This window comes from Novosphingobium sp., assembly GCF_025351285.1.
Classification (GTDB): domain Bacteria; phylum Pseudomonadota; class Alphaproteobacteria; order Sphingomonadales; family Sphingomonadaceae; genus Novosphingobium.
This window is the reverse complement of record NZ_JANXWG010000140.1, coordinates 1-9618: the sequence shown is the minus strand read 5'-3', so window position 1 is coordinate 9618 and position 9618 is coordinate 1. Positions and strand designations below refer to the sequence as shown.

8 protein-coding genes are annotated in these 9618 nt (G+C 66.4%); 4 read left to right on the top strand and 4 right to left on the bottom strand.

What is annotated here, in order from left to right:
• Positions 1-69: 69 nt before the first annotated feature.
• Both Q0R16_RS17165 and Q0R16_RS17160 read right to left on the bottom strand, forming a co-directional pair.
• Positions 70-645, bottom strand: a complete 576-nt coding sequence (locus Q0R16_RS17165; RefSeq protein WP_295638999.1) for a hypothetical protein — start codon at positions 643-645, stop codon at positions 70-72.
• Between the two features lie 18 nt (positions 646-663).
• Positions 664-2514, bottom strand: coding sequence for a YadA-like family protein (locus tag Q0R16_RS17160; RefSeq protein WP_295638996.1), 1851 nt, complete (start codon positions 2512-2514; stop codon positions 664-666).
• A gap of 328 nt (positions 2515-2842) precedes the next feature.
• Between Q0R16_RS17160 and astD the strand changes: the two genes are divergently transcribed.
• Entirely contained in the window at positions 2843-4258 is a 1416-nt protein-coding gene (gene astD, locus Q0R16_RS17155) for a succinylglutamate-semialdehyde dehydrogenase (RefSeq protein WP_295638993.1), read from the top strand.
• Here the strand turns inward: astD and Q0R16_RS17150 are convergent, their stop codons facing one another.
• The gene (locus Q0R16_RS17150) at positions 4259-4981 is read right to left on the bottom strand and encodes a hypothetical protein (protein WP_295638990.1); all 723 of its coding nucleotides are present in this window, start codon (positions 4979-4981) and stop codon (positions 4259-4261) included.
• A 346-nt stretch (positions 4982-5327) separates the two neighbouring features.
• Here Q0R16_RS17150 and rarD point away from each other — a divergent pair, with 346 nt between their 5' ends.
• Both rarD and Q0R16_RS17140 read left to right on the top strand, forming a co-directional pair.
• Positions 5328-6263: an EamA family transporter RarD gene (rarD, locus tag Q0R16_RS17145; protein ID WP_295638987.1), complete on the top strand. Its 936-nt coding sequence runs from the start codon at positions 5328-5330 to the stop codon at positions 6261-6263.
• Positions 6260-7606: a carbohydrate porin gene (locus Q0R16_RS17140; protein WP_295638984.1), complete on the top strand. Its 1347-nt coding sequence runs from the start codon at positions 6260-6262 to the stop codon at positions 7604-7606. The genes rarD and Q0R16_RS17140 overlap by 4 nt, the downstream gene beginning before the upstream one ends.
• Before the next feature lie 379 nt (positions 7607-7985).
• On the opposite strand, the gene Q0R16_RS17135 is transcribed toward Q0R16_RS17140, so the two are convergent.
• Positions 7986-8780 carry an SDR family oxidoreductase gene (locus Q0R16_RS17135; RefSeq protein WP_295638981.1) on the bottom strand — a complete coding sequence of 265 codons (795 nt, stop codon included), beginning with the start codon at positions 8778-8780 and terminating at the stop codon, positions 7986-7988.
• A 208-nt stretch (positions 8781-8988) separates the two neighbouring features.
• Between Q0R16_RS17135 and Q0R16_RS17130 the strand changes: the two genes are divergently transcribed.
• Positions 8989-9618: CoA transferase (locus tag Q0R16_RS17130; protein WP_295638978.1), on the top strand; the 630-nt coding region annotated here is incomplete at its 3' end.

The window sequence follows — 9618 nt, the reverse complement described above, 5'->3', positions numbered from 1 at the left end:
GAAGTCGAGACACGCGAGCGCCAGGCCAGCGTGTCTCGACTTCGCTCGACACGAACGGATTGAGGCCAGTCAGTTCCGCCGCGGCTGCGCCGCTGGCTTGGGCGCAGCTTGTTGCGGAACAGGCTGCACCGTCGCGATCGGCTGCGGTTCGATGCTGATGCCGTAGAGCCGCCACGTCCCTTGCTCCCACTGGAATACGAAATCGAAGGCGATCGGTGACGGCCGCAGACCGAACACCCCGCGCACGCGGAACACGTCGGGCTGGACCAGTTGCGGCGCGGCAGCATACGTCGGCGCGAGTAGCAGCGTGTTCGACAAATCGATCCGCGATGCGCGCAGCGAGGCGAAAATCTGGCCCAGTTGCGCCGGATTGTTGTTGATCTGGAAGCCCGTCGACGAATTGTCGCGCAGCACCGAATAGTTGCCCGAACGGTTGGCGTGATCGACCATCGCCATCGTCGACCAGATCAGCTTGACCAGTTCGAGATCACCCGGCACCGGCCGCGTCGATTGCGGCGGTGCCATCGGCGCGGGCTGCGATGAGGCGGCCATCGGCACGGCCAGGGCCAACGCCAGAACGAAGGAACGGATGAGCGAACCGGCCGAGACACGAAGTCCCGGCCGCCCGATTGATGCAACTTTCATGCGAACGATGGTGGCCGATTACCAGGCGTACTGGAAGCCCCCGCGTGCGCCGACCTGCCCCGAATCGAACCCGACGCCGACACCCGCCGACACGATCAGCCGGTCCGACGCCCGCGCGCTCAAGGCCATCGTGCCCGCCGCGCGTTGCTGGAAGTATCCGATCCCGCCCGAGATGCCGAAGTGCGCATCGGCGGACAGTGCGGGCGATTCCATCGCCAGCGCCATCGCGATACCCTCGCGCGCCTTGCTGCTGTCGCGGAACAACTGGTTGAGCTGCGTGGTGTGGCTGGCGGTCAGGCTTTGCAGGCTGGCGACGTTGGCGTTGGTGGCCGCCAAAGACGTCGCGGTTGCCAGCGAAGCCAGCGTCGGGCCCGAACCGAGCGTGCCGCTCGAATCGACGGTCGCGAACGAGATCGTGCCCGTTTGCGCTGCGGTGCTGGCGGCGATGTCGCCCACCGTCACCGAACTGCCCGTTCCGCCCAGCACGACCTGGTTGGCGCGCGTGGTGGTGGCGCCGAAGCCCACCGCAGTCGATCCGTCAAACGCGGCGTTGGCATTCTTGCCCAGCGCGCTCGAACTGATGCCCGAGGCCTTGGCCTGGTGGCCGACCGCGAGGCTGGTGGTGCCGGTTGCCGCCGCCTGCCAGCCGAACGCCTGCGCGCCGGTGGCCGAAGCGACCGATTCGCCACCGATCGAGGTCGAGTGGTGGCCGGTCGACTTGGCCTGATCACCCAGTGCCACCGCGTCCTCGGCCGTTGCTTGCGCCAGGTTGCCGATCGCGACCGAGGTGCCCAGCGAAGCCGCGCCCGATGGCGTAACGCCGTTCGACGTGACTGCCCCCGCGCCGATCGCCACCGAGTTGATCGCCCCGGCATTGGCCTGGAAACCGCTCGCCACGGTCATCACCCCGCTCGCCACCGCCGAATCGCCCGAGGCCACCGACGATGCGCCACTGGCGGCCGCGCCGAAGCCGAATGCGGCTGAGTTGGCGCCCGAAGCAGCGGTGTTCTTGCCGACCGCGCTGGCCTGCACGCCCGAGGCATTGGCCTGGTGCCCGACCGCGAGGCTGAGGTTGGCGGTGGCCTTGGCTTGCCAGCCGAACGCTTGCGCGCCAGTGGCCGAAGCCACCGATTCGCCGCCGATCGAGGTGGAATGGTGGCCGCTGGCGTTGGCCTGGTCGCCCAGCGCCACCGCGTCTTCGGCCGTCGCCTGCGCCAGGTTGCCGATCGCCACCGACGTGCCGAGCGACGCCGCGCCCGAAGGCGTCACGCCGTTGGATGTAACCGCCCCGTCCCCGATCGCAACCGAGCTGATCGCGCCGGCATTGGCCAGGTTGCCCACGGCCGTGGCATCGAGCCCCGAAGCACTCGCCGCCTTGCCCACCGCCGTGGCGCGCACAGCCGTCGCCAGCGCCTGGTGGCCGACTGCCGTGCCGAATTGCTGCGTGGCCTGCGCCTGCCAGCCGAAAGTCTGCGCGCCAGTGCCCGAAGCCACCGCTTCGCCGCCGACGGCGGTGGAATGGAAGCCCGAGGCGTTAGTCTTGTCACCGACCGCGACCGCATCTTCTGCGGTGGCCTGGGCGAGATTGCCGACCGCAACCGAGGTGCCTTGCGAAGCCACGCCCGATGGCGTCACGCCGTTGGCGGTGACCGCGCCCGGACCGACTGCTGTCGAGCTCAACGCGCCGGCAGCGGCGGCAGGGCCGCAAGCCAGCGCAGTCGGGTCGCTGGTCGAGACACCCGAAACGAGCACGCAATCCGCCGCGTGCGCGGGCGAAGCTGCCAGCATGCCCGCAAGCGTCATGGCTGCCAGTCCGGCAGAGGTTTGCAGAGTTGCACCCAGTGTGCGCCTCAGGAGGTTGCCGTTCATCGTATTCCCCCGGTGCAGTTGCCTGTGACCGGCGCCATCGGGCGCCAGAATGGTGTCGCCCCCGATGTGAGGTGCGTTTGCATGCCGATCCGATGTTACGTTTTGTAAGCGGCAATCTGCTCGGAGCACGCCGCTCTGTCAATCCGTTGACGAAGCCAAGCTTGCGGGTTTGCCTCCAGCCCGACCTTGCCCACGGAATTGTTTGTTTGGTTACGCTTCCCGCGCTAGACGCGGCAAACAAGGGCGCGCAGGCGTCGCGCTTCGCACTTGCGGCGCATCGCAAGCGATGCTTTGGCAAACGGAGCAAGGCAAGCGAGTGGTCGAGCAAGTGTCGGGACACGAAATCATATCCCACGAACCCGCGACCGGCGATGAAGTCTGGCGCGGCAAAGTCGGTGATGTCGACGAGATCGTGGCGCGTGCACGCCGCGCCTGGCCGGCCTGGGCCGCGCTGCCGCTGACCAACCGCATCGAAATGGTCCGCCGCTTCGCCAACGAAGTGCGCAAGGAATCTGACAAGCTGGCCACGATGATCGCGCGCGAAACCGGCAAGCCGATGTGGGAAGCCCGCGCCGAAGTCGAAACCGTGGTCAACAAGGTCGAGATTTCTGTGCGCGCCTATGCCGATCGCACCGGGCAGAAAAAGCTCGACGGCGCGTTGCAGGGCACCGCCGCCGTGCGCCACAAACCGCACGGCGTGCTGGCGGTGCTGGGGCCGTACAATTTCCCCGCGCATCTGCCCAATGGCCACATCGTGCCGGCGCTGATCGCGGGCAACGTCGTGGTGTTCAAGCCTTCTGAAAAAGCCCCTGCCACCGGCGAACTGCTGGTGCAATGCTTCCACCGCGCCGGTCTTTCGGCAGCAGTGCTGCAAGTGCTGATCGGCGGCCCGGCTGAAGGCCAGGCGCTGGTCGGGCACGATGGCGTGGACGGCGTGCTGTTCACCGGATCGGCGCACACCGGCATCGCCATCAACCGCAAGCTGGCGGCCAATCCGGGCAAGATGGTCGCGCTCGAAATGGGCGGCAACAACCCGATCGTGGTGTGGGACACGCCCAAGATCGACGATGCCGCCGCGATCGTGGTCCAGTCGGCGTTCACCAGCGCGGGCCAGCGCTGCACCGCGGCGCGGCGGCTGATCGTCAAATCCTCGATGTACGATGCACTGATCGGCGAAGTGAAGCGGCTGGCCGACCGGCTGATCGTGGGCGCGCCGTTCGATGAACCATCGCCGTTCATGGGCCCGGTGATCGACAACCGCACCGCTGACGGGTTGACCGAAAGCTTCGTGTACCTCCTGTCGAACGGCGGCAAGGTGATCAAGAACATGGTGCGGCTGCGCGAAAACCTGCCGTTCCTCAGCCCCGCGATCATCGACGTGACCGACATGGCCGAACGTCCCGATGTGGAACTATTCGGGCCGCTGCTGCAAGTGGTTCGGGTCGACGATTTCGACGAGGCGATCGCCGAAGCCAATGCCACGCGCTTCGGCCTTTCCGCATCGCTGGTCGGCGGCACACCGCAGGATTACAACCGCTTCTGGGCGAACATTCGCGCGGGCGTGGTCAACTGGAACCGGCCGACCAACGGTGCATCTTCGGCGGCGCCGTTCGGCGGGATCGGGCTTTCGGGCAACCACCGCCCCAGCGCGTATTATGCGGCGGATTATTGCGCTTATCCGGTGGCCTCGACCGAGCTCGACCAACCGCGCGCCACGATCGGCGTGGGCCTGCGCAGCGATTGACTATTTCTCGCGCAGGATCAGATCCACGCTGGTCAGGCCGTTGCCGGCGTTGCGCAGCAGTACCGCGAACCGTGCGCTGCCCTTCGCGCCCTCCAGTAACGCTGCATCGCCTGCCTGGCTGGCAGCATCGGCGTAACCCGCCTCACGCGCTTGGGCGTGGTAGAACGCCATCAAGGGTTGCGGCGCGACCGGGGTCAGGAACGTTGCGGCAACGATGCTGCATGTACCGTCCTTAACGCCGGCGCCTTCGATCAGGTGGGCGCGCGGATAGATGGGCATGACAGTACCCACCGCCGCGCCCCAGGCAAAACCGCGGGTCAGTCGATCGGTGCACGCCCCGGCGTCGACCAGCACGCGAACGCGCCCGGCCAGCGTTGTCGCGGTGGCCGCAGCCAGCCGTGGCGAAGGCCTGGGCAGCAGGCCCGGCAGCCGCACCCGCCCACCCGTCAGCGCCTGCGCTTCATCGCGCGCCAGGGCTGCTTCGTTTTCGGCAAAACCCAGCGAGGGCAGCGATCGGTCGGCCGGGCCACCGGGTTCGGCCACAAGGTTGCGCGCATTGGCTTGCGACAAATCGGGGTCGGTCATCAGCGGTTCGGCAAGCGCGGCAGCCATCGCCGGATCATGATCGACCGGCGCCCCGGGATCGACACCCTGCCCGCACCCCGCAAGCAAGGCGCACGCGATCAGGGACGCGCTGGCGGGGAATTTAAAGCGGGCAGTCATCCGACCGGTAATTGCGCCGGGTCTGGTTAATTCCGCGTTGCTGCGCAGCATGGCTGTTGAAGGCATGGGGCGCCCCGCTTGTCCGGGGCGCCCCTGCAGGCCCGTGGTGCGACCCGAACGGCCATGCAGCAAATCGCGCAACAATCCCCGCCGCTGCTGTATCAAAAGCAATCTGGACCCGGCAGGTGTTGGCACGTTCGCCTGTTGCCGTTAGTCGAAGCTTCCTGAACCCACGGCAACAAGCCCTCGTTTCCGCCATTTTTCGACCAATGCAGTGGTATTTGCGACGAAGCGATCGCGGCGATGCATCCTTGGCCTGAGCCCGATTGCCTGCCACAGGCGCGCCATGACACAGTCTCCGCACACGCCCCAAGACTTGGCCCAGCATTTGGCCGAGCATTCACCCTGGTCGCGCAGCGGTGTGCCGCAAGCGCTCGGCGCCTATCTGGCGTGGGGGCTGGTTCCGATCTACTTCAGTCTCTTGCACAAGGTCACGCCGGTTGAACTGGTATCGTGGCGGGTGCTGTTCACGCTGCCGTTCTGTCTTGCGGTGGTGGCCTTGCGCAGGCAGGGCCCGGCCTTGCGCGCAGCGCTGGGCGATGGGCGGGTGCTGCGCGGGCTCGCACTTTCGGCCGCGCTGATCGGATGCAACTGGCTGATCTACATTTATGCCGTGAACAGTGGGCATGTGCTGGCCGCAAGCATGGGTTATTACATCAATCCGCTGGTGTCGGTGGCGCTGGGTACGCTGTTTCTGGGCGAGCGGCTGCGGCCACGGCAATGGCTGGCGGTGGGGATCGCCGCATCGGGCATCGCGCTGCTGGCGTGGGGTGCGCTCGATACCCTGGGCATTGCGCTGAGCCTTGCGTTCAGCTTCGGGGTCTATGGCCTGGTGCGCAAGCTGGTGCCGGTGGGTGCCGTGCCGGGGCTGACGATCGAGACCATGGTGCTGACCCCGCTTGCCGTGCTGGCAGCAACATGGTTCGCCAGCCACGGCGCCGGCTCGGCGATGCTGCACAGCGGCACCGATCCGTGGCTGCTGGCGGCTTCGGGCGCGGTGACGGGGGTGCCGCTGCTGCTGTTCGCGATCGCGGCGCGGCGGATGGATTTGTCGATGCTGGGCTTCACCCAGTTCCTGTCTCCGACGATTGGCTTTGTCATCGGCGTCACTTATTTCCACGAGACCCTCAGCCCCGTCCGACTGGCCTGCTTTTGCACGATCTGGCTGGCGATTGCGGTTTTCTGCCACGATCTGCTGAAGCAAGGAGCCTTCCGGCGATGATCCGACCCCACGTGCGCGCACGGACGGCGCTGGCACTGGCCGCAACCGCCCTCGGCATGACCGTCGCGCAAGCCGCAAGGGCACAGGATGCTCCATCAGCCGCGCCCCAGGAAACGCTTGCGGTTCACGGCCAGGCAACGGTGGTAGCGCAAGGCGTGACCGGATTTTCATCGCCCTTCAGCGGTGACAACAGCCTGGCACCCAGCCAGATCAAGGAAACGTTCGACGCCACGCTCTATCTGGGCGTGCAACCGTGGCGCGGGGCCGAACTCTGGGCCAATCCCGAAATCGACCAGGGCTTCGGGTTGTCGAACACGCTGGGCGTGGCCGGGTTTCCCAGCGCCGAGGCCTACAAGGTCGGCAAATCCAGCCCCTATTTCCGGCTGCAGCGCCTGTTCTTGCGGCAAACCGTTTCGCTTGGCGGAGAACGCAGCGCGGTGGCCGGCGCCGCAAACCAACTCGCAGGCTCGCAAAGTGCCAACCGGGTGGTGCTGACCGTGGGCAAATTCGGCGTCGGCGATGTATTCGACACCAACCGCTATGCCCACGATCCGCGCGGCGATTTCCTCAACTGGGCGATCGTCGATACCGGCAGCTTCGATTATGCCGCCGATGCCTGGGGCTATTCCTACGGCGCCGCGGCCGAGTGGTATCAGGGGCGGTGGACGCTGCGGCTGGGCGCGTTCAACCTCTCGAAGGTGCCCAACGGCGAAGTGCTGGAGACAGGGTTCGGGCAATACGAATTCGATGCCGAGATCGAACACCGCCACACGATCGGCGGCCATCCGGGCGCCGTGCGGCTGGCATTGTTCCGCAATCGTGGCCGGTTCGCTCGTCTCGACGAAGCGGCTGCCACGTTCAACACCACGGGCGCGATCCCCGACCTTGCCGCGCTGCGCCGACCGGCTACGCGGCTGGGCGGGCAAGTGAACATCGAGCAGGAGGTGACCGGCACGCTCGGGCTGTTCCTGCGCGCGGGCGCCAGCGACGGGCGTTACGAAGCCTATGATTTCACCGATATCGACCGCACGCTGGCCGTGGGCGCGTCGCTGGGTGGCAAAGGCTGGCACCGCGAGGGTGATCGGGTCGGGCTGGCCACGGTGGTCAACGGCATTTCGAAGGCGCGCGAACGCTACCTTGCCGATGGCGGCCTGGGCATCCTGATCGGCGATGGCGCGTTGGCGCACCCGGGTGACGAATGGATCACCGAGGCTTATTACAGCGCAGCAGTGATCAAGGGCTTCGCGCTATCGGCAGACTACCAGCGGGTGGTGCACCCGGGCTACAACCGCGATCGCGGGCCGGCCAATGTACTGGCAGTTCGGCTGCACGGGGCGTTTTAGCAAAAAAGGAGCCGCCCCGAAGGGCGGCTCGAGGACGACGCTGTCAGGGAGGACAGGACGCGTCGTGAAATCTGGCGCGTGATCAGCGCATGACGGGCGCGGTAACGCCGGTGGCCTGTGCAGAAGTTGCGCCGATGTAAGCGAAATTGCCGCAAGTGAGCGCGGCGGCGATAACGATGAGAACGAATTTGTGCATGGGACGGTTCCTGCCTGAACAAAGTGTCGAAGCGCTTCGCCTCGATTGCTAACCTTATTTAGTATATGCAAGGTTAGTTTGTCAAGGGCCTTGCGCTGGCCACCACGCAAAAGGCCGGAGCAACGCCCCGGCCTTTCATCGCTCGATCGTGCCGCAAGCAGACGGCCCGGTTATGGCAGGCTGTTATTTGGGCGGCATGCGGATCGCGCCGTCGAGCCGCAGAAGCTGGCCGTTGAAATAGCTGTTGCGCACCAGTTCGAGCACCAGGCTGCCGAATTCCTCGGGCTTGCCCAGCCGTTTGGGGAACGGCACCGAAGCCTCCAGCCCCGCAAACACCGCCGGCGCGCGTTCCTTCACGCCCAGCATCGGCGGGGTGGCGAAAGTGCCCGGCAGGATCGCGTTGACGCGGATGCCCAGGTCCATCAGATCGCGCGCCATCGGCAGCACCATCGAATTGACCGCGCCCTTGCCCGATCCATAAGTCACCTGCCCGATCTGGCCATCCTGCGACGCGGCGGACGAGGTGAGGATGATCGTGCCGCGCTCCATATCGTCATTCAGCGGTTCGGCGCCGGCCATGCCCAGCGCGGCGATCGAGGCCATGCGGTAGCTCGCCACGGCGATGCCCAGCATGCCGCGTTCGAACGATTCGGTGGGCGCACGCTTGTAGCCGCCGGTGGTCTTGTCGAAACCGACCGTCTTGCCGCCGCCCGCCACCATCGCGCAGTGGACCAGGATGCGTTCCTGGCCCTGCACGGCGCGCGCCGCTTCGAAGCCCGCCAGCACGCTTTCTTCGGACATGATGTCGACCTTGTGGAAGGTCGCGCCGGTTTCAGCAGCGTACTTCGCGCCATCGGCCTCGTTGAGGTCGAAGATCGCGACCTTCACGCCCGCGTCGCGCAGCGCGCGGACCGAAGCGAGCCCGAGGCCCGAGGCGCCGCCGGTCACGATTGCTGAAAGGGTGCTATCGATCTTCATGCGCGTCTCTCCGTCCATAATTGTGCAAATGCCATGACAGAGGCCGGTAGCGCCTGCAACGCACCCTCAAGCCCGCGCGCGCTGCCGCGATACCGTATCGCGCCCGCGATGGCGCTTGCGGCGGGGCTTTGCGGGTCGCGGCGCAGCTTCTAGGTCATTCATCTGTCGCGCGGCTTGCGCAAGGATCAGGATCAGGCGAGACCACACGATGACACAAGTGATGAAGGGCGTGCGCGTGCTCGAAGTGGCGCAGTTCACGTTCGTTCCGGCCGCGGGCGCGATCCTGGCTGACTGGGGCGCCGATGTGATCAAAGTAGAACACCCGGTGCGCGGCGATACCCAGCGCGGGTTCCTCAACATGGGGGGGGTCACGCTCGATCCGCTGCGGCACACGCTGGTCGAACATCCCAACCGCGGCAAGCGCAGCGTGGGCATCGATGTCTCTACCGCCGAAGGCCAGGAACTGCTTTATGAACTGGCGAAAACCGCCGACGTGTTCCTGACCAACTACCTCCCGCAAGTGCGCCAGAAGAACAAGTTCGACATCGAACACATCCGCGCCGCCAATCCGAACATCATCTACGCGCGCGGCAGTGCGCTGGGCGACAAGGGGCCCGAACGGCAGGTCGGCGGGTTCGACGGCACGTGTTTCTGGGCGCGCAGCGGGATCGCCGATGCGATGACCCCGGCCGAGCTTGAAGGCCCGCTCAGCCAGGGCATCCCGGCGTTCGGCGATTCGATCGGCGGAATGTTCATCGCCGGCGGCATTTCAGCCGCGCTGTTCCACCGCGAACGCAGCGGCGAAGCGGTTGAACTCGACGTTTCGCTGATGAGCGCG

Coding starts and splice junctions, on each gene's coding strand:
- Q0R16_RS17165 (WP_295638999.1), bottom strand. CDS start 645: ATGAAAGTTGCATCAATCGGGCGGCCGGGACTTCGTGTCTCGGCCGGT.
- Q0R16_RS17160 (WP_295638996.1), bottom strand. CDS start 2,514: ATGAACGGCAACCTCCTGAGGCGCACACTGGGTGCAACTCTGCAAACC.
- Q0R16_RS17150 (WP_295638990.1), bottom strand. CDS start 4,981: ATGACTGCCCGCTTTAAATTCCCCGCCAGCGCGTCCCTGATCGCGTGC.
- rarD (WP_295638987.1), top strand. CDS start 5,328: ATGACACAGTCTCCGCACACGCCCCAAGACTTGGCCCAGCATTTGGCC.
- Q0R16_RS17140 (WP_295638984.1), top strand. CDS start 6,260: ATGATCCGACCCCACGTGCGCGCACGGACGGCGCTGGCACTGGCCGCA.
- Q0R16_RS17135 (WP_295638981.1), bottom strand. CDS start 8,780: ATGAAGATCGATAGCACCCTTTCAGCAATCGTGACCGGCGGCGCCTCG.